This is a genomic window from Thermomonas beijingensis (assembly GCF_020034655.1).
GTDB lineage: Bacteria > Pseudomonadota > Gammaproteobacteria > Xanthomonadales > Xanthomonadaceae > Thermomonas > Thermomonas beijingensis.
In genome coordinates this window covers 1-19,514 of record NZ_JAIQDJ010000006.1, presented here as the reverse complement: position 1 = coordinate 19,514, position 19,514 = coordinate 1, and the positions used below count along the sequence as shown (strand labels likewise).

The 19,514-nt window shown below is 61.8% G+C and carries 20 protein-coding genes and 1 pseudogene; 8 read left to right on the top strand and 13 right to left on the bottom strand.

What is annotated here, in order from left to right; translation table 11 throughout:
• Positions 1-335: 335 nt before the first annotated feature.
• A pseudogene (locus K7B09_RS13355) lies at positions 336-866 on the bottom strand (hypothetical protein); the annotation flags it as partial.
• On the opposite strand from K7B09_RS13355, the gene K7B09_RS10230 reads away from it, so the two are divergent.
• The 7 genes from K7B09_RS10230 to K7B09_RS10200 all read left to right on the top strand — a co-directional run bounded on the left by K7B09_RS10230 (position 865) and on the right by K7B09_RS10200 (position 7,011).
• On the top strand, positions 865-1,338 hold the full coding sequence (locus K7B09_RS10230; RefSeq protein ID WP_223629365.1) for a SixA phosphatase family protein: 474 nt from the start codon (positions 865-867) through the stop codon (positions 1,336-1,338). The pseudogene K7B09_RS13355 and the gene K7B09_RS10230 sit on opposite strands and share 2 nt — an antisense overlap.
• A gap of 4 nt (positions 1,339-1,342) precedes the next feature.
• Positions 1,343-3,361 carry a phospholipase D-like domain-containing protein gene (locus tag K7B09_RS10225; RefSeq protein ID WP_223629364.1) on the top strand — a complete coding sequence of 673 codons (2,019 nt, stop codon included), beginning with the start codon at positions 1,343-1,345 and terminating at the stop codon, positions 3,359-3,361.
• Between the two features lie 104 nt (positions 3,362-3,465).
• Entirely contained in the window at positions 3,466-4,083 is a 618-nt protein-coding gene (locus K7B09_RS10220) for a YkvA family protein (RefSeq protein ID WP_223629363.1), read from the top strand.
• 83 nt (positions 4,084-4,166) lie between these two features.
• Positions 4,167-4,538 (top strand): hotdog fold thioesterase, encoded by a 372-nt coding sequence (locus K7B09_RS10215; RefSeq protein ID WP_223629451.1) that lies wholly within the window; start codon positions 4,167-4,169, stop codon positions 4,536-4,538.
• Positions 4,442-5,353, top strand: a complete 912-nt coding sequence (locus tag K7B09_RS10210) for a lysophospholipid acyltransferase family protein (protein WP_374349226.1) — start codon at positions 4,442-4,444, stop codon at positions 5,351-5,353. The genes K7B09_RS10215 and K7B09_RS10210 overlap by 97 nt, the downstream gene beginning before the upstream one ends.
• Positions 5,354-5,366: 13 nt before the next feature.
• Positions 5,367-6,353: a YheT family hydrolase gene (locus K7B09_RS10205; protein WP_223629450.1), complete on the top strand. Its 987-nt coding sequence runs from the start codon at positions 5,367-5,369 to the stop codon at positions 6,351-6,353.
• A 52-nt stretch (positions 6,354-6,405) separates the two neighbouring features.
• Positions 6,406-7,011, top strand: coding sequence for a YbhB/YbcL family Raf kinase inhibitor-like protein (locus K7B09_RS10200; RefSeq protein ID WP_223629361.1), 606 nt, complete (start codon positions 6,406-6,408; stop codon positions 7,009-7,011).
• Positions 7,012-7,092: 81 nt separating this feature from the next.
• On the opposite strand, the gene hslU is transcribed toward K7B09_RS10200, so the two are convergent.
• On the bottom strand, positions 7,093-8,466 hold the full coding sequence (gene hslU, locus K7B09_RS10195; RefSeq protein ID WP_263296809.1) for an ATP-dependent protease ATPase subunit HslU: 1,374 nt from the start codon (positions 8,464-8,466) through the stop codon (positions 7,093-7,095).
• A gap of 102 nt (positions 8,467-8,568) precedes the next feature.
• Positions 8,569-9,120 (bottom strand): ATP-dependent protease subunit HslV, encoded by a 552-nt coding sequence (gene hslV, locus K7B09_RS10190; protein ID WP_223629360.1) that lies wholly within the window; start codon positions 9,118-9,120, stop codon positions 8,569-8,571.
• A 76-nt stretch (positions 9,121-9,196) separates the two neighbouring features.
• Between hslV and K7B09_RS10185 the strand changes: the two genes are divergently transcribed.
• On the top strand, positions 9,197-10,225 hold the full coding sequence (locus K7B09_RS10185; protein WP_223629359.1) for a glycosyltransferase: 1,029 nt from the start codon (positions 9,197-9,199) through the stop codon (positions 10,223-10,225).
• A gap of 7 nt (positions 10,226-10,232) precedes the next feature.
• Here the strand turns inward: K7B09_RS10185 and xerC are convergent, their stop codons facing one another.
• The 10 genes from xerC to K7B09_RS10135 form a co-directional block, all read right to left on the bottom strand.
• Positions 10,233-11,111, bottom strand: coding sequence for a tyrosine recombinase XerC (gene xerC, locus K7B09_RS10180; protein ID WP_223629358.1), 879 nt, complete (start codon positions 11,109-11,111; stop codon positions 10,233-10,235).
• Between the two features lie 36 nt (positions 11,112-11,147).
• Complete coding sequence (locus K7B09_RS10175; protein ID WP_223629357.1) at positions 11,148-11,825, bottom strand: DUF484 family protein; 678 nt, start codon at positions 11,823-11,825, stop codon at positions 11,148-11,150.
• A gap of 2 nt (positions 11,826-11,827) precedes the next feature.
• Complete coding sequence (dapF, locus tag K7B09_RS10170) at positions 11,828-12,658, bottom strand: diaminopimelate epimerase (protein WP_223629356.1); 831 nt, start codon at positions 12,656-12,658, stop codon at positions 11,828-11,830.
• An 11-nt stretch (positions 12,659-12,669) separates the two neighbouring features.
• Positions 12,670-12,852 carry an LPS translocon maturation chaperone LptM gene (gene lptM / locus K7B09_RS10165; RefSeq protein ID WP_223629355.1) on the bottom strand — a complete coding sequence of 61 codons (183 nt, stop codon included), beginning with the start codon at positions 12,850-12,852 and terminating at the stop codon, positions 12,670-12,672.
• Entirely contained in the window at positions 12,845-13,240 is a 396-nt protein-coding gene (locus K7B09_RS10160; protein ID WP_223629354.1) for a YbaN family protein, read from the bottom strand. The genes lptM and K7B09_RS10160 overlap by 8 nt, the downstream gene beginning before the upstream one ends.
• Positions 13,237-15,339, bottom strand: a complete 2,103-nt coding sequence (locus tag K7B09_RS10155) for a S9 family peptidase (RefSeq protein ID WP_223629353.1) — start codon at positions 15,337-15,339, stop codon at positions 13,237-13,239. Before K7B09_RS10155 ends, K7B09_RS10160 begins: the two co-directional genes overlap by 4 nt.
• A 10-nt stretch (positions 15,340-15,349) precedes the next feature.
• Positions 15,350-17,440, bottom strand: a complete 2,091-nt coding sequence (locus K7B09_RS10150; RefSeq protein WP_223629352.1) for a prolyl oligopeptidase family serine peptidase — start codon at positions 17,438-17,440, stop codon at positions 15,350-15,352.
• Between the two features lie 71 nt (positions 17,441-17,511).
• Positions 17,512-17,739, bottom strand: a complete 228-nt coding sequence (locus tag K7B09_RS10145) for a hypothetical protein (protein ID WP_223629351.1) — start codon at positions 17,737-17,739, stop codon at positions 17,512-17,514.
• A 108-nt stretch (positions 17,740-17,847) separates the two neighbouring features.
• Positions 17,848-18,855 (bottom strand): integron integrase, encoded by a 1,008-nt coding sequence (locus K7B09_RS10140; protein ID WP_223629448.1) that lies wholly within the window; start codon positions 18,853-18,855, stop codon positions 17,848-17,850.
• 159 nt (positions 18,856-19,014) lie between these two features.
• Complete coding sequence (locus K7B09_RS10135; protein ID WP_223629350.1) at positions 19,015-19,314, bottom strand: hypothetical protein; 300 nt, start codon at positions 19,312-19,314, stop codon at positions 19,015-19,017.
• Positions 19,315-19,514 lie beyond the last annotated feature (200 nt).

The following is a 19,514-nucleotide window of genomic DNA, read 5'->3' as shown; positions in this document are numbered from 1 at the left end:
CGGTAGCCGTCGAAGCTGGCCACGGTGCTGGTGGCCCCGTTCACCGTGGCGGTGATCTTGTCCAAGCGCCCTTGGGTGTAGCTGTAGCCCGCACTCACGCCGCTGGGGTAGCCGATGCCGGCCAAGCGACCCATGCCGTCGTAGCTGTAGCTGGTGGTGTCGGTGGCGGCACCCAGCACATCCTGCCGGGTGGCCAACTGGCCCCACGCGGTGTAGCTGAAGTTGTCGGTGGTGGCTGTGCCGCCGGTCTTGGCGGCGCTGCACAGTTGGCCTTTGCCGTTGGTGCAGGTGTCGTAGGTGAGCGTGCGGGTTTGGCCGCCGCCGGCTTGGGTTTTCAGGCGGCCCAGGGCGTCATAGGTATAGGCCAAGGTGCTGCCATCGGCACGTTGCTGCTGGGTGCGCTGGCCCACGGCGTTGTAGCTGAAGCTGGTGCTGCCGGTGTCCGGGCTGGTTTGCGCCAGCAGATTGCCCAGGCCGTCGTAGCTGTAGCTGGTGGCGTTGTTGCGGGCATCGCGCACCTGCGTGGTCAAGCCCAAGGCGTTGTAGGTGAGCTGCGTGGTGCCCGCCGCATCGGTGGTGCTGGTGACACGGCGCTGGCGGTCGTAGCTGTAGGTGGTGCTGTTATTCAACGCATCCTTGATTTGATCCACATCGCCATTGGCGTTGTAGTGGTAGGTCAAGGCTTGCCCGTGCTCGCCTTTGCGCTGGCTGAGGAAACCGCCGGTGTCGTACACCAAGGTGGTGCGTTGCTGGGTGGTGGTGTAATCCAGCAGCCTGGGCTTGTTCTTGATGGGATCAAACAGCACAAGCTGCGCAAATTCGCGCAGCCATGTACGCTGCAAGCCCCAGTCACAGGAACGTCTCATGCGCGACTTGATCCTGCTCCGCCACGCCCACGCCGAACCTCCCGCGCCGGGGCAGGCCGATGCCCAGCGTCCGTTGTCTGCCGTCGGCCTGGCCGAGGCCACCGCAGCCGGGCAGTGGTTACGCGAACACGGCCTGTTACCTGGCCGGGTGTTGTGCTCGCCTGCGGTGCGTGCCAGCCAGACCTTGGCTGCGCTGGGCGCGCTGGGCTGCGATGATGTCCGTGAAGAACCCAGTATCTACGAAGCCGATCCCGGCACCTTGGCGGCGCTGGCCGATGCGCACCGGGATGCCGAGCGGCTGATGATCGTCGGCCATAACCCCGGGCTGGAACAATTGGCGGCGCTGCTGCACAGCGGGCAAACCGGCGACTACCGCGGGATGCCTCCCTCCGGCGTCGCGGTACTCGAGTTTCCTGCCGATGCCGCAGTCGAGCCCGGAGCCGCACGCCTGTCGCAGTTCTGGTGGCCGTGAAGCGATGCCTGAGCACCTCCTCGGTCGATGCCTGACCGGGCTGCTGGCGCTGCTGCTTGCCAGTTGCGCCAGCCTATCGCCACAACAACGCAGCCACGCCGAACACATCGCGCAAGCAGCCCGCAGCACGCAAGTGGACTGCACCCGCAGCGATGCCTGCGCGCTGGCCTCACCGGTGTTGCAGATGGCACAGGCCACCTTGGCCGCCTCAACCCCCAAAGCGCCGCAGCACCGCGCACTGCTGCTGGATGATGCGCCCAACGCGCTGCTGCTGCGGGTGCATCTGATCCGCAGCGCGCAGCACAGCATTGACTTGCAGACCTACATCTTCGACGAAGACGACGCCGCGCAGCTGATTCTGGATGAATTGCAGGCGGCCGCATTTCGTGGGGTGAAAGTACGCGTGCTGGTCGATCAACTAGCGGCGCTGCGCAAGGTGGAAACCTTTGCCGCTCTGGCGTCACTGCACGCCAACCTGGAGTTGCGGGTGTACAACCCGGTGCTCGATCGCGCCCGGCTGTCGCTGCCGATGTATGCCGTGGCAGCCGCATGCTGCTGGCACCAACTCAATCAACGCATGCACAACAAGCTGTTGGTGGTGGATGACCAGGTGGGCATCACCGGTGGCCGCAATTACCAAAACGACTATTACGACTGGGGCGAGGACTACAACTTCCGCGACCGCGACATCATGGTGGTCGGCCCGGTCGTGCATGACATGACCGCCAATTTCGATGCCTTCTGGCAGTCGCCACGCAGCGTGGCGGTGGCCCACCTGGGCGACGTTGCCCGCTACTTGCAGCAACATGGCCCGCCACCCGCACCGCACCACCCATTCCGCAACCCGAAGCGGGTCCGCGCACTTTTGGCCAGCGTGGATGATGACGCCGTGGTGCAAGCACGCTTCGTGGCCCCAGCCATGCCGGTGCTGCATGTCAGCTTTGTGGCTGATCTGCCGGTGAAGCATCGCAAGGATTTGCTGCAAGCCGATGCCGATACCCCGGCCGGGTTCGCCAGTCAGAACCTGATGCAACTGATTGCAGGGGCGCAACACGACGTGCTGCTGCAAACCCCGTATCTGGTGTTATCCAAACCCGCGCAACACCTGTTCCGCAACCTGCACCAACAACCCTCGCCACCGCGCGTGCAGATTTCCACCAATAGTTTGGCCGCCACCGACGCCTTCCTGGCGTATGCCGTGTCGTACAAATACAAACGCCGCTACCTGCGCGACTTCGGCTTTCAAATCCACGAATTCAAACCATTCCCGGCCGATGCACCCTTTGAGCTGGGCGCAACCGGTGCCGGCTTGTGGCTGGATGCCGATGCTGATCTCGATGCCGACATGGACGCCGGCCCGGATACCACAACCGATGTGGATGCCGAGCCCCACATTGATGCGGCGATTCCCGCCATCAAGCCCAACCGGCTGACACGGCGGCTGGCCAAGCGCGGTCTGCGCAGTGAGCCCAGTAGTGAGGCTGGGCGGCCCTCCCCCTTCGCATCCTCTGGCGGTCTGCCGGTGCGCTTGAAAACCGCCGGCCTGCGTATGGGCCTGCACGCCAAGTCGATGGTGATCGATGACCGCATCGGCGTGGTTGGCACGCATAATTTCGACCCCCGTGGCGACACGTGGAACACCGAAAATGCAGTGGTCATCGATGACCCGCACTTCGCCCAGGCACTGGCCGCCAGTATCCAGCGCGACATGCAGCCGGCCAATGCGTGGACGATTGGCCGCCGTGATTCCTCGCCGATCCTGCCGGGTGTAGAGCACACCTTGGCGCGCATTTCCGAGCGCATGCCGATCTTCGACCTGTGGCCGATCAAATACGCCACCAGCTACGACTACACGCCCGGCCCAGACTGCCCGCAGACGACACAGCCGGTGTCGCCGTTTGCCCCCGACTTTCGGCGCTGCAATCGGCCGGTGGGTGACTTCCCGGACGTCGATCTGGGCCTGAAGTGGCTGGGTGTACGCGTGTTCACCGCCTTCGGCTCGGGGCTTTCGCCCATTTTGTAGGCCATCACCATCGCAAAACCTTCGTGTCATCGCATTTCCGGATTGACGGCAACCGCCGCGCCGCACTAGTCTGCGAGTCTTCATTCCGCGCCGTGGACACTGTTATGCCCCTTAGCCTGAATTTCGAGCTCAACGACCAGGATCTTGCCCGATTCCAGGAGGCCGCAGAGCGCTCCCGCAAGGCGGTCGAAGGCAAGTCAGCGGACGAGGTCATCGACGCCGCCGTGGCCATGCTGGCCGGTGCGCAACAATCGGAAGTACCGGATTTCATTCGTCAGCGCCTGCTGCGGCTGGACGACATGATTGCAATGGTGCGCGATCAGGCGTGGGCGCTGGACGAAGCCGACCGCCAGCGCGTGCTGGGCGCACTGGCTTATTTCGCCGACCCGAATGACATCATCCCCGACAACGTTGCGGTGCTGGGCTTCCTCGACGATGCGGTGATGATCGAATTGTCGGTGCGTGAGCTGGCCCACGAACTCGACGCCTACGATGATTTTTGCGATTACCGTGCACGCGAAGCCAAGCATCGCGGCGTGGATCCGGCCAGCTTGGGCCGTACCGATTGGCTGGATGGCCGTCGTGAAGAATTGGTGGAGCGCATGCACGTGCGCCGCGAGCGTGAGGCCGGCTTTGGCTATGGCCGCAGCAGCGGTTACGGCGGCCGTGGCAACGATTCCTATATCCGCAGCTGGCGTCCAAGCTCGTTCCGGATTGGCTGAGCCAAGCCTTGTCCACTGCCCCCCACGCATGGCCTGAAGGCATCACCCTCAACCTCCTCAACGCCCGCAACCGCGGCACGTTGATGGAGGCGCTGGGGATCGAGTTCATCGAGTTGGGCGATGGCTATCTGCGCGCGCGCATGCCGGTGGATGCACGCACCCATCAGCCTTATGGTTTGTTGCACGGTGGTGCATCGGTGGCGCTGGCGGAAACCCTGGGCAGCAGCGCCGGCATGTTGCTGGCCGGCGGCAATGCCGTGGTGGGCCTGGAAATCAACGCCAACCACTTGCGTGCAGTGCGCCATGGTGTGGTGATTGGCACTGCACGCCCCATCCATATTGGCCGCAGCACCCAGGTATGGGCGATCGAGATCGACGATCAAGACGGCAAGCCGGTGTGCATCAGCCGGATTACCTTGGCGGTGTTACCGCAACCGCCTGCCGCTGGCGGATAATGCCGCCCGTGGTTTCCGTCGCAGCTTCGGATGTCTCCCCCCGCATGACCACCCGCCCCCCCACCGACGCCCGCCCGTTGCGTGTGCTGCGCTATGTCTGGCGCACACCGCTGCTGCTGTGGCACGCCTTGATCGGTCTGCCGGTGGTCATGCTGCTGATCGCGCTGGGCCGCGGCGGGCCGCTGTCACATGCGGCGGTGCGTTGGTTCGCGCGCAACTTGCTGTGGATCTTCGGCATGCGCCTGCAACGCGTAGGCACACCACTGGCAGGTGGCACCTTGTTTGTGGCCAACCATGTCAGCTGGATCGACATCATGCTGCTGGATTCACAGCACATGATGGGCTTTATTGCCAAATCCGAAATCCGCGCATGGCCGCTGCTCGGCTGGGTGGTGGCGCAGGCGGAAACCATCTTCCTGCAACGTGGCAACGGCGATTCGCTGGGATTGGTGATGACCGAAATGGCCCAGCGCCTGCGCGATGGGCGAGCGGTCGCGGCCTTTCCCGAAGGCGGCACCCGTGACGGCGAAGCCCTGGGGCCGTTTCATGCGCGCATCTTTGCCGCTGCAGTGGAGGCGGCTGCACCGGTGCAACCGGTGGCGCTGTGTTATGGCCCGCAGTGTAATGCACAAGCCGTGATTGCATTCGCACCGGGTGAGCATTTCGTCGGCAATCTGTTGCGGCTGTTGGGTGAACCGGTACGTCAGGTACGGGTGTGCTTTCTGACGCCGATTGAACCCGACGCACACAGCGGCCGCCGCGGGATTGCACAGACTGCGCGCAGCCAGATCGAACAGGCGATGGCGCAAGCCTGAGCATCCCGTGAGCCTGACTGCCTCGCCCTTTCTGGCGCCTCGTTGGCTGCGTAATCGGCACGCGCAATCACTGCTGGCCTCCAGCCCCATGCGCAGCGCGCGCGGCCGCGTGCGTCTGCAGCAGGCCGCCGCTACCCATCAACCGATGGTGTTGGAAGTGGGTAGCGGCGTGCGCCTGCACGGCATTGCCAGCCTGCCTGCCGCACAACCGCCGCGTGCGATGGCGCTGTTGCTGCATGGCTGGGAAGGCAGTGCCGAGTCCAGCTATATGCGCCTGACTGCCGCCCAATTGCTGCACGCGGGGTTGGCCGTATTCCGGCTGAATTTCCGCGATCACGGTAACAGCCATCACCTCAACGAAGGCGTGTTCCATTCCAATCGGCTCGATGAAGTGCTGGCAGCCGCCGGCACGGTGGCCAAACTGTGGCCAGACCTGCCATTGGTCGCCGCCGGCTATTCGCTGGGCGGCAATTTCGCACTCCGGCTCGCCCTGCGCGCACCGGCGGCTGGCCTGCCGCTGCAGCGCGTGGCAGCGGTATGCCCACTGCTGGATCCCGCCGGGGCGATGGATCAGATGGAGGCCGGGCCTGCATTCTATCTGCGCTATTTCGAACGCAAATGGCGGCAATCACTGGCCCGCAAACGCGCGCTGTTTCCGCAAGTTCACACCTTCGGCAACGACGTATTGCAGCTGCCGATGCGCGCGTTGACCGCGTGGATGGTGCACAACAACACCGACTTCGCCGATTTGGAGGCATATTTCAACGGCTATTGCATCGCCGGGGATCGCTTGCAGGCATTGCAACTGCCGGCCCATGTGCTGATGGCCGAAGATGACCCGGTGATTCCGCTGGCGCAGTTTCATCGCATCGCGACCTTGCCCATGGTCAGCGTGGAACTGGCCCACCACGGCGGCCATTGCGGGTTCATCGAAGGCGCATCCCTCGATGGTTACGCCGAACGCTGGGTGGCGCAAACGTTGCTGGCCGCGCTGGCTTGATGCCGGCAACAACCGCGCCCACACTGCACGCATCGTCCACATGGAGACGCGCATGCACATCCACAGCAACAGTTTTGAGCACCGGCACACTCTCGCCGCCGAATTCGCCCTGGGTGCCGAGCATGGGCAAAACGTTGGCGGCAATCGCAATCCGCATCTGGCGTGGGACGCTGCGCCGGCGGCCACCCAATCGTTTGCCTTGCTGTGCATCGACACCGATGCACCCACCGATGGCGGCTTGGTGGCCGATAGCGCCACCCCCATTCCAGTGGCGCATCCACGCGGGGATTTTGTGCACTGGGTGGTGGCCAATATTCCCGCAGACGTGCACGAAATCGCGGCGGGCAGTTGCAGCCACGGCCTGACCGCCAACGGCAAACCACAGGGTCATGACGCCGGCGGCCTCACCGGCCTGAACGACTACACCGGCTGGTTTGCCGGCGATGCGGCGATGGCTGGGCAGTATTTTGGCTACGACGGCCCGTATCCACCGCCGCACGACCTGCGTACGCATCGCTATTTTTTCCGCATCTTTGCGCTGGATGTGGCCGCGCTGTCATTGCCGACCGCATTTACCGCCGCCGATGTGTTGCGTGCCATGCGCGGGCATGTCTTGGACGAGGCGGCGATCTACGCCACTTACAGCCTCAATAGTTGAAGAACTCCCGCATCCGCCTTTGGCACCTTCTCCCCGCCTAGCGGGGAGAAGGAAAAGACAAGCACGCCTCCCTGCGCCGCCTCACAAGATATAGCGGCTCAAATCCGGGTCCTGCGCCAGCTCGCCCAGTTGCGCATCCACATAGGCGCGGTCGATATGGACGTTGCCGCCCTTGTCGGGTGCATCAAAACTCAGCGATTCCAGCAGGCGTTCCAGCACCGTGTGCAAGCGCCTGGCACCGATATTTTCCTGGCGCTCGTTCACATGTGCCGCAATTTCGGCCAACCGCTCCACCGCTTCCGGCGCGAACACAAGGCTGACGCCTTCGGTGCCCATCAACTCCACGTATTGCTTGGTCAATGCGGCCTTGGGCTCGGTCAGGATGCGCACAAAATCGTCTTTGCCCAGTGCGCCCAATTCCACCCGGATCGGGAAACGGCCCTGCATCTCCGGAATCAAATCCGACGGTTTGGCCAAATGAAACGCACCGCTGGCAATAAACAAAATATGATCGGTGTTCACCGCGCCGTACTTGGTGCTCACGGTACTGCCTTCCACCAACGGCAGCAGGTCGCGCTGCACGCCTTCGCGTGAGACATCGGCACCCATGCCTTCGCTGCGCTTGGCCACTTTGTCGATCTCGTCGATAAACACGATGCCGTGCTGCTCGCAGGCTTCGATTGCAGCTTCACGCACCTCGTCTTCGTTGATCAATTTGCCGGCTTCTTCCTCGATCAACATCGGCCGTGCGGCTTTGATGGTCAGGGCTTTCTTGTGGGTCTTGCTGCCCGACACCTGCGAAAACATTTGCCGCAATTGCTGGCCCATGTCTTCCATGCCCGGCGGGGTCATGATGTCCACGCCGATATTCATCGCGATATCAAATTCCACTTCACGCTCATCCAGCTCACCGGCGCGCAATTGCTTGCGCAGTTTCTGGCGGGTGGCCGATTCTTGCGAAGACGGCTCTGCACCAATATCCACCGTGGTGGTGGTGGCAGCATTGAAGCCAAAGCCCGGCGCAGTTTCCCGCTTGGGCAGCAGGGCGTCCAGAATGCGGTCTTCGGCGCGCTCTTCGGCCTGCGTGCGCACCTTGGCACGGGCCTGTGCGCGATAAAGCTTGACGGCGGTATCGGCAAGGTCGCGGATGATTTGCTCGACGTCCTTGCCGACATAACCCACTTCGGTAAACCGCGTGGCTTCCACCTTCACAAACGGCGCATTGGCCAGCGTGGCCAAACGACGTGCGATTTCGGTTTTGCCCACGCCGGTGGGGCCGATCATCAAGATGTTTTTCGGCATCACTTCGTTGCGCAGTTCAGGCGCAAGCTGCGCCCGCCGCCAGCGGTTGCGCAGGGCGATCGCCACCGCGCGCTTGGCCGCATGCTGGCCGACGATGTGGCGGTCGAGTTCGGCAACGATCTCGCGTGGGGTCATGGAGGAAGAGTCAGTCATGGTGATGGGTCCTTGGCAGCGACGCATCGGGGCGACCCGATCAAGTCGCTCCCCGATACTCGCTTGGTTGATCGAGTCGCCCCGATGCGTCGCAGGGCGGGCTTACAGCTGCTCGACCACGATGTTCTGATTGGTGTAGATGCAAATATCGCCGGCAATCTTCAGCGCCTCAGTGGCAATGGCCTTGGCCTCGAGTTCGGTATGCGCCAGCAGCGCGCGTGCGGCAGACAGTGCGTACATGCCACCCGAACCAATCGCAATCAGCCCATCTTCCGGTTCAATCACATCGCCGGTGCCGCTGATGATCAGCGAGGTGTCGGCATCGGCCACCGCCAGCAAGGCTTCGAGCTTGCCAAAGCGACGCTCGGTGCGCCAATCCTTGGCCATTTCCACCGCGGCACGGGTCAATTGGCCGTGCTTTTCCAGCTTGGCCTCGAACAATTCGAACAAGGTGAACGCATCCGCTGCCGCACCGGCAAACCCAGCCAATACGCGGCCCTCTTTGCCTAGCCGGCGTACCTTGCGCGCATTGGCCTTCATCACTGTGTGGCCAAGCGTCACCTGACCATCACCGGCAATCACCACTTGCCCGCCTCGGCGTACCGAGACAATCGTGGTGGCATGAAATACCGTGGGGTTCTGGCTGGGGTCCATCGTTTTCTCCGTTGAGAAGACAATGTGGGGACGGCCATCCCGGCTTCAAGCGCCCTCATTGCCCGAAGATTCAGCCATGCACGCGCCATTGATCAGTATTGCCGTACCCATTTACAACACCGCCCGCTACCTGCCGGCGGCGCTGGACAGCTTGTTGGCGCAAGACTATCCGCATTGGGAAGGGCTGCTGTGGGATGACGGCTCCAGCGATGGCAGTGGCCAGATTGCTGCGGCCTACGCCGCGCGTGATGCGCGGTTTCGAGTGCTGGGCGAAGGTTGCAACCGCGGCAACCCAGCAGCGCTTGCGGCAGCATTGACGCAGGCGCGTGGTGGATTCCTGGGTGTGCTGGACAGCGACGACATTCTGGAGCCGATCGCACTTTCTTCAATGCACGCGTTCCTGCGCGCACATCCACAGCTTGGGATGGCGTATTCGCAATACGTCGAAATCAACGAGAACGGCGCTTTGCTGGGGCCGGGCACGCGCTGCAACACGCCCTACTCCGCACGCCAGTTGCTGGTGCACTTCATGACCTATCAGTTCCGCCTGATCCGCCGCGATGCCTATCTGGCGGTGGGCGGCTTCAATCCAATGGCCGCCTATGCGGAAGATTACGACCTGTGCTTGCGCTTGTCTGAAACTTGCAGCATTGGGCATCTTCCGCAACCGCTGTATCGCTACCGCATTCGGCATGGTTCGATCTCACAGAGTAGCCGCCTGCGCCAGGTGCAGGCCAGCTATGCCGCCGCGCAACGCGCATTGCAGCGGCGCGGGCTGGATCGCAGCCATGTGCTCTCGCTGGGCCTGCGCGTGCGCCACCAGTTTCGGCCGAAGCCGGCAACGGCGGCCCCCGAAACGGCAAGCGTCTTCGGCGCAGGCGACCCGGAAACCGAGCAGTGCCTGCGCCAGTCGCCACCCTTCGATGCCGCCACCGCATCACCCACACGCAATTGGGCGGAACAGGTCGAGGAGCGCTATCGCGCCTTTGTCGCCGATGCGCACCACCGAGGGTTGGATGCGCGCTATGACTGCGCGCTGGAAATCGACAGTTGGCATGTCTTGCAATCCAATCGCCCATTCGGCGGCATCCGTGGCCTGCCCTGAGGTCGCATCAGCGCTTGCGCTTGGCACGCGGATGCGCGGCGTCATACACCTTGGCCAGATGCTGGAAATCCAGATGGGTATAGATCTGGGTGGTGGAAATATCGGCATGCCCCAGTAATTCTTGCACGCCGCGCAGATCACCCGATGACTCCAGCACATGGCTGGCAAAACTGTGTCGCAACAAGTGCGGGTGGATACGCTTGTACACGCCTTGCCGGAGGGCTAATTGCTTGATGCGCAATTGAATCGCACGCGCTGAAATTTGCTTGCCGGCGCGCCCAGGGAACACGAAGTACGCAGACTCACCGCGGGATGCTTGTTGCCATGCCTGCAACGCGCTGCGTGCATGCGAGCCCACCGGCACGATGCGCTGCTTGCTGCCCTTGCCCAGCACACTGACCAAGCCCTGATCGAAATCCAGATCTCGCCAGCGCAGGCCGCAGACTTCGGACAGGCGCAGTCCGGAGGAATAGAACAACTCCAACAAGGCGCGATCACGCAGACCCAATGGCGCATCGGTGGGCAGTTCCACCAACTGCACAGCTTCATCCACATCCAACACTTGCGGCAATGCGCGCGCGGCTTTGGGTGCACGCACGCCGGCGCAGGGATCCGCTGCAATGCGGCCTTGCTTGAGTAGCCAGCGATACAGGCTGCGGCAGGCCGAGAGCCGCCGCTGCAAGGATTTTGGCGATAGTTTGCGCCGATGCTCGCTGGCGATAAAGGCACGCAGATCCTCGCCACGCAAGCTCAGCAGATCGCAGCCTTGCGCCCACGCCACCAATGCCGCCAAATCGCGGCGATAGGCATCAAGTGTGTGCGCAGAGCTCTGCCGCTCAACTGCAAGAAAGGCGAGGAAGTCACCGATGTCCGGAGTCAGCGTCATCTTCGCTGCCTGCTTCCGCTTGCGCAGGCAAGCGGGTCACTGAAACCGCTGCAACGCCGCCGCCAAGGCTTCACCCATCATGCGTAAAAACAGGGTGCCCATGCCAGGGTAAAAACGATTGCCATCGCAGCTGCCGACGGCCACCAAACCAACCCCGGGCAATACCAGCAAGGCAGTGCTCTGCACATCATCGGCGCGCATACCGTACAACAGCGTGTTCTTGTCGGGATGCAGGCGACCGCAAATCGGCTCGGGGTTGCCCATGATGTCGCGGAAGCTGGCCAGCCGCGGGCTGTCGGCGGCAATTACTTGCAACCAGTCGGCATCGTCAATCGCTGCCACCGGATGAAACAGCACAAACCGCACCAAGTCACCGTGAAAATCTTCGACCAGTGCAGCCGCCATCGCCCGCAGGGTATCGGCGGCGCTGGTTTGCTTCATCAACGCCAAGGTCAGTTGATGGGCGCGCACCGCCAACCGTTCATTGTCCTGTGCGGTGGCGAATAATTCATGCAGGCGCTGATTCAACTCGCGATTTTTTTCGCGCAGGATTTCCAGTTGATAGCTGGCCAGCGACGCCGTGGCCCCGCTTTCGCGTGGCACCACCAAGCTTTGTGCCAGATCCGGGAATTGCTGCAAAAAAGCCGGATGCCGACGCAACCAAGTGGCCACTTCGTGCGCGCGCAGCTTCTCGGTAATACCGTCAAATTCCATCGTCACAACCATTCCCCTTCAAACACAAATGAGGCCGGGCCGGCCATGCGCATCGTATCGGCTTGTGTATCGGAACAGATTTGCAAACATCCACCCGGCAGCTGCACGGCCACTTGCGCATCGTGCTGCACACGTCCACGCCGGGCCAGCACCGCCACCGCCGCACACGCACCACTGCCGCAGGCCAGGGTTTCACCCACCCCGCGCTCGAACACGCGCAAGCGTATCCGGGTGGGCGAAAGCACCTGCGCAAACCCGATATTGGCCGACTGTGGAAATGCGGCGCTCGCTTGCAACAGTGGGCCGATACGCAGCACGTCAGCGCTCGCCACATCGTCCACTTCGATCACCGCATGCGGGTTGCCCATCGACACCGCACCGAACTGTACTATCTCGGCGCCAAGGTGCAGCGTGTAGAGGCTGCTTGCTTCGAACCCGTTCAGCGGAATCTCCGCAGGCGCAAACCGCGCCGGGCCCATGTCGATCACAAACCCACCGTGGCCATCGTGCTCGACTGTGTGCCTGCCAGCAGGGCTTTCGATAATGAAGCTGCCCTGTGCCGGGGCTGCGCCATCACGCACCAACCACGCTGCCACGCAGCGCGCGCCATTGCCGCATTGGCCAGAGACCGAGCCGTCGGCATTCCAGATGCGATAGTTGGCGATGACATTGGGATGGGATGCGGATTCGATAGTCAGAATTTGATCGCAACCCACACCGATATGCCGGTCCGCCATGCGTGCGCACAATGCAGCCGATGGCGCGGCCGAGCCACTGCGCAAATCCAGCACGACAAAATCATTGCCAGCGCCGTGCATTTTGCTGAACCGCATGGCTGCTGCGCTCACTCTTGCGCGGTGTGCGCACCCGATTGCGGTGCCGCTGGGCGCGTGTCTGTGGGCGGGGTGTCTTGGGGTGCGACAGGCGTGGCTGCCGGTTTTTTATCGGGCATCACCAAGGGGCCTTTATTGCCGCAGGCAGTAAGGGCGGTGAACAACAGGGCGAGAAGTACGATGCGCTTAGTCATCCGTGCAGTGTAACGGTGGCTCCGGCGGCTGTCGCGGCTCCGGTCTGCACCACAGCCACAGGGTCACCAGAGCCATGCAGCCGATGCCGATGGCGGCCATCCACGGGCGTGGTGCAAAGTAGGCCATGGACAGTGAGGAGATCGACATCATCGCGCTGGCGATCCATTTGGCTTTGCGGGTAACGGCCCCGTTCTGTTCCCAATCCAGGATGGCGCCGCCAAAGGTGGGGTGCGCCACCAGCCAGCCGCGCAGACGATCCGAGCCACGGGTGGCGGCAAATGCCGACAGCAGGATGAACGGCACCGTGGGCATCACCGGCAGCACTGCGCCAATGATGCCCAGGATCAGGCTGACCCACGCCAGCAGTGCCCAGAGGAAACGGGTCATGTGGCGGGGCCAACCCCCAACTGCTCCAACATGAAGGCATACAGCTCCGCCTGCTCGCGGTAGCGGCGGAAACGGCCGGATTTGCCGCCGTGGCCGGCCTCCATATTGGTGCGAAACACCAGCGGGTGGCTGGACGTGTTCACATCGCGCAGGCGCGCCACATACTTGGCCGGCTCCCAATATTGCACCTGCGAATCCCACAGGCCGGTGCCGATGAACATTGCCGGATAGGCTTGCGTGTGCAAATTGTCATACGGCGAATACGCAAGGATGTACGCGTAGAACGGCTTGTCTTCCGGGTTGCCCCATTCGTCGTATTCGTTGGTGGTCAACGGAATGCTGGGGTCCAGCATGGTGGTCACCACATCCACAAAGGGGACTTGCGAGAGGATCACCCGATATTTTTCGGGTGCCATGTTGGCGATTGCCCCCATCAGCAAGCCGCCGGCGCTGCCTCCATGCGCAGCCACGCGACCGGATGCGGCATAGCCTTGTTGCACCAGAAAATCGGTCACATCGATAAAGTCGGTGAAGGTGTTTTGCTTGTGCAGCAGCTTGCCGGCTTCATACCACGCACGGCCCATTTCCTGGCCGCCGCGAACATGCGCAATCGCATAGGCCATGCCGCGGTCGAGCAGGCTGACAATCGTGGGTGAAAAACCGGGATCCATCGACAAGCCATAACTGCCATACGCATATTGCAACAGCGCGGCGGTGCCGTTTTTCCGAAAGCCTGTTTTATAGACGATGGATACCGGGATTTGCGTGCCGTCGCGGGCGGTCGCCCACAGGCGTTCGGTGACGTACTGCGCGGGGTCATAGCCACCCGGCACCGGCTGGCGCTTGAGCAATTGGCGCTCGCCGGTGCGCACATTGTGTGCATAGGTGGTAAGCGGTGTGGTCAGCGAGGTGTAGCTGTAGCGCAGCCATTCACTGGCCGCTTCGCTGTTGACGTCCAGCCCCATCGAATAGGCCGATTCGTTGGCCTCCACATGCGCCTGGCTGTCATCGTGCTTGAGGATGCACACACGCTCCAGCCCGCCACTGCGTTCGGCAATCGCGGTGAAACTGTCAAACAATTCAAATCCTTCAATCAACACATCATCACGATGCGCCACCCAGTCCTGCCAGTGGGTGGTCGCGTCATCACTGGCCGTCACCAATTTGAAATTGGTGGCACCACCGGCATTGGTACGGATCACCCAACGCCCGCCGTAATGGTCGGCGTCGTATTCCACCTCGCGCCTGCGTGGGGCCAGGATGCGGAACTCCTGCGGATCGGACGCCGGCGCATAACGCAGCTCATCCGACACCGTGCTGCTCACGCCGATGAGGATATAGCGATCATCGCGGGTGCGCTCGATGCCTATGTAGAAGCTGTCATCGGCCTCTTCATAGACGATGGGGTCATGGCTGGCATCGCTGCCCAGCACGTGTTTTTTCACACGCACGGTGAGCAGTGTGTCGGGGTCGTTTTCGATGTAGAACAGCGTGCGGTTATCGTCGGCCCATACCAAATCCGGTGCCACCCCTTCGATCACATCGGGCAGGGGTTGCCCGGTCGCAAGATCGATGAAGTGAATGCTGTATTGGCGACGGCCGTTGCCATCATCGGCATAGGCCAGCATGCGGTTGTCGCGGCTGACTTCATACACGCCCACGCTGTAGTAATCCTTGCCGGCCGCCAGCAGATTGACGTCCAGCAGCACCTGTTCGCCGCTGAAATCACCAGCGGCATTGGCGTGCAGGATGGACGCCGCATCGACACCTTCAGCATCCTGGCGGCGTGCATGGATGGGATAGTCCTTGCCGGTTTCAAAGCGGGCGTAGTACCAGTAGCCGCGCTTGCGGAACGGCACGCTGGCGTCGTCTTGCTGGATGCGCGCCACGATTTCCGAATACAGCGCATCCTGCACCGGCTTACTGGCGGCCAACATGGCGTCTGCGTAAGCGTTTTCGGCGTGCAAGTAGGCCAGCACGTCGGGACTGCTGCGTTCGTCATCGCGCAGCCAGTAATACGGGTCTTGCCGCTGCGCGCCGTGCGGGGCGGTGACGGTGTGCGGGTGCCGGGCAGCGCGGGGCGGGATGGGAAGCGTCATCGTCAGCGCATCACTTGGTCAATTGCTGCCACAGGAAGGTGTACGCCAGCGCACTCATGTGTGCGGCCTGTGCGTTGTTGGCGGCACCACCGTGGCCACCCTCGATGTTCTCGTAATAGCGCACGTTTTTACCGGCCGCTTCCATCTTCGCCATCATCTTGCGTGCATGCGCCGGGTGCACGCGGTCATCCTTGGTGGAGGTGGTGAACAAGGTTGGCGGGTAGTCCTTGCTGGCATCAAACAGGTGATACGGCGAGAAGGTTTGAATGAAGTCCCAATCGCTGGTATCCGGGTTGCCGTATTCGGCCATCCACGACGCGCCGGCCAGCAGGTGGTTATAGCGCTTCATGTCCAGCAGCGGCACCTGCACCACAATTGCGCCAAATTTTTCCGGATATTGGGTGAGCATATTGCCCATCAGCAGACCGCCGTTGCTGCCCCCCATGGTGCCCAGGTGCTTGGGTGAGGTGATCTTGCGCGCCACCAGATCATCCGCGATTGCCGCAAAGTCTTCATAGGCTTTGTGGCGGTTGGCCTTGAGCGCCGCCTGATGCCAGCGCGGGCCGTATTCGCCACCGCCACGGATATTGGCCAGCACGTACACACCGCCCTTTTCCAGCCAGCCCTTGCCAATCGCACCGGAGTAGCTGGGCGTGAGCGAAATTTCAAACCCACCATAGCCGTACAACAGTGTTGGCGTTTTGCCGTCGAACTTCAGATCCTTTGGCCGCACCAGAAAATACGGCACTTGGGTGCCATCCTTCGAGGTGGCGAAGTGTTGCTCGATCACGTCCAGGCTGCCATCAAAAAACACCGGGTTGGATTTCAACACTTCGGGCGCATTGCCGACGTCGACAATCGACAGCGTGGTGGGTGACAGGAAATCCGTGCTGGTCAGCCACAGCGCGTTGCTGTCATCAGGATCGACCGGCGACACGCCAACGGTGCCGATACCAGGTGCACCCACGAACGCTGTGCTGCCCCATCCCTGTTTGCCGGGGGTGAACACCGACAGGCGATTCTTGACATGGTCCATCACGTTCAGGATCAGGTGATCTTTGGTCCATGCATAGCTCGCCAATGCCGCGTGATCGGTGGGCGCAAACAGCACGCTGAAGTCACGCTTGCCGGCCATGAACGCGTCGAAATGGGTCGCGATCAACGCGCCCGCCGCGTAGGTCTTGCCGCCGGCGGTATACGGCTCCCGCAGTTCCAGCAGCAGCCAATCCTTGTGCACAGCCTTTTGCGCGGAATTGGGGGCATCAACCTTGGTCAGCTGACCGTTCGCGCCGCGCAGGTACAGCTCATCGTTGTAGAACGCCAGGGTGCGGCTGATGAAATCACGCTCGAAGCCGGGAGTGTCGTCATGCAGCGCCGAAATGTACATGTCATCGGGCTTGCCTGCGTACACGAGCTTGGCCGATGCCAGCGGCGTGCCGCGCGTCCATTGTTTGACCATGCGCGGGTAGCCCGAGCTGGTGAGTGTGCCCGCGCCGAAATCAGTGAAGACGTACACCGTATTTTCGTCGATCCAGCCCAGCCCACCCTTGGCCTCCGGGCGAAAGAAACCGTCCTGCACGAACTGCTTGGTGGTGAGGTCGAACTCGCGGGTGACATCGGCGTCGGAGCCGCCCGGCGACAGCGCGATCAGACAGCGCTGGTACTTCGGCCGCAGGCAATTGGCCCCGTGCCAGACCCATTGCGTGCCTTCGGCAGTATTGAGCGCGTCCAGATCCAGCACGGTTTCCCATGCCGGTTCCGGCTTGCGGTATTCATCCAGCGTGGTGCGCCGCCACAGGCCGCGCTGGTGCTGCGCGTCCTTCCAGAAGTTGTAGTAATACGCACCGATTTTTTCGACACCCGGAATCTTGGCGGTGGAATCCAGGCTGGCGCGGATCTGCGCTTCCAGTGTCTTGAACGGCGCGCTGCTGGCGATGTCCGCCTCCGCCTTGGCATTGCGCGCCTTGACCCAATCCAGCGACTTTGCACCGCTGACATCCTCCAGCCACGCATACGGATCGTCTTGCGGCGGGGTTTGTGCGGCGGCACCGCCGGCAATGGCGAGGCCGGCCAATAGAACGGCGTTGGAAATGTGCGGCATGAGACATCCGTGCGGTGGAAAACAGACCACAACGCTACCATGCAGGCCAAGCTGCGGTGATGTATCAGAAGTCAGACACGCCGCGCCTGCGCCCGCCGCCGACGCGGCAAACGCAAAGCCAGCTTGGGTAGCGGCCAGCCACGCAAACTCCACCACGCCACCAGCGGCATCCCCAGCAACCACAATGGCAACCAACCCAGATAGACGTTGTGACCACGTGCGGCGGGGAGCAAGAGCACCGCCAACGCCCCCGACACCACGCAAAAGCGCAGGCAAGCATCCAGTTCTTGACGAATCATCGCAGTAGCTCCAAAGCAGGCGAGGCAAGGATGAACAGCCTGACGCAAGCGCATCTCACGGCCTGCGACGCGCACGCCAATAGCGCCCGAACCACCCCAGTTGCTGCTCTAAACATCCAACGGACTACGCACCCCACGCCCCCCCCGATTCAACACATGGGTGTAAATCTGGGTCGTCGCCACATCCTTATGGCCCAGCAATTCTTGAATGGTGCGAATGTCATACCCTGCTTCCAGCAAATGCGTGGCAAATGAATGCCGCAAGGTGTGCGCACTGAGTGATTTGGTAATTCCACTCGCGGCCCGCGCCCTCTTAAGCGCGCGTGACAGCACGGCATCATCAAAATGATGGCGATGCTCACCGCCAGTGCGCGGATCAATTGAGCGCCGCGCAGCAGGAAATACAAATTGCCATCCAAAATCCCTACCGGCATTTGAATATTTTCGCGCAAGTGCGTGCGGCAACAGGGTTTCACCAAACCCCAACTCCAAATCCTGATGATGCAGCACCCGCGCACGCGCAACCTCCCTGCGCAACTCCTCCTCAATTGACCGCGGCAGCATCGTGCGTCGATCCTTGCCCCCCTTACCATCACGCACCGTAATTTCGTTGCGAGCAAAATCAAGATCCTTCACCCGCAACCGCAGACACTCCATCAAACGCATGCCGCTGCCATACAACAGACTCGCCAACACCCATGGCCGGCCCTCCATCATCGCCAACAACCGGCGAACCTCCTCTACCGACAACACGGTTGGCAACCTCCGCTGAGACTTGGCACGAAAGACCGCGTCCATCCACGGCAAATCGATCTTCAACACCTCACGATACAAAAACAGCAACGCCGATAACGCCTGATTTTGCGTACTTGCCGCCACCGCTCCTTCCACCGCTAAACTGCTCAAGAACGACTCCACCTCCACCGCCCCCATCTCCCGAGGGTGCCGCCAACCGTTGCTGGAGATGAACCGACGAATCCAACCGGTATATGCCTGCTCGGTTCGTAAACTGTAGCGTTTGGTCCGTATCCTTGACCGAACTACGTCGATCAGCCCAGGTTTGAGCGAGTCCGACACATCACTGACTACACCCGCATTTTTGTCATTTCCCAACATACCGACCCCGCATTCGAATGCATATTCGCAAGCATTCAGCCAAACAAGGCACGTCAACCAGCAGCTAATGCCTTGATTTAGGGTAGGATTTCCACTTGACCACCGACAACACAAAAGCGACTATCCCCCCTACGCCCCGCTTTTGGGGTCTACTTGGTGTTAGACCGTAAGAAGCTCGCGCAGCCGTTCCAGCCTGTCAGCTTGGTGCGCAACGGATTCCCGCACGGAAATTAGCGTGTCGTGCAGCGGCGATTGCCCTTGCTCGCGCGTGGTTTCCGCCTGCGGATTTTCGGGAGCGATCCGGGTGACGGTACGCAGGCGCGCGTGGAAGGACTCGACAACCGCAGATAGCCGGTCAAGCTGTCCTCCGATTTGATTCAACGCGCATTCGCACAACGGCTGCTCGCGCACGGGGTCGGTCGTGGTGTTGTAGGTGGATTGTTTCGCATCTTGGTACATGATTGGTTTCCTTGTTGGTTGTGGTACGGTCTAACAATTCGTCCAAGCCGACGCCGCTTCGCGGCGCGGCTTAACTCAGGTGTTAGGTGCCAATGGAAAAACTTTCGCGTCCGAATGAGTGGCTAGTAGGCACTTGGCAGTCTGACAAAGAAGCCACTTTGGCAGCTTGGTCAGATCGCTCGCCTAAGTTTCTTTCACTT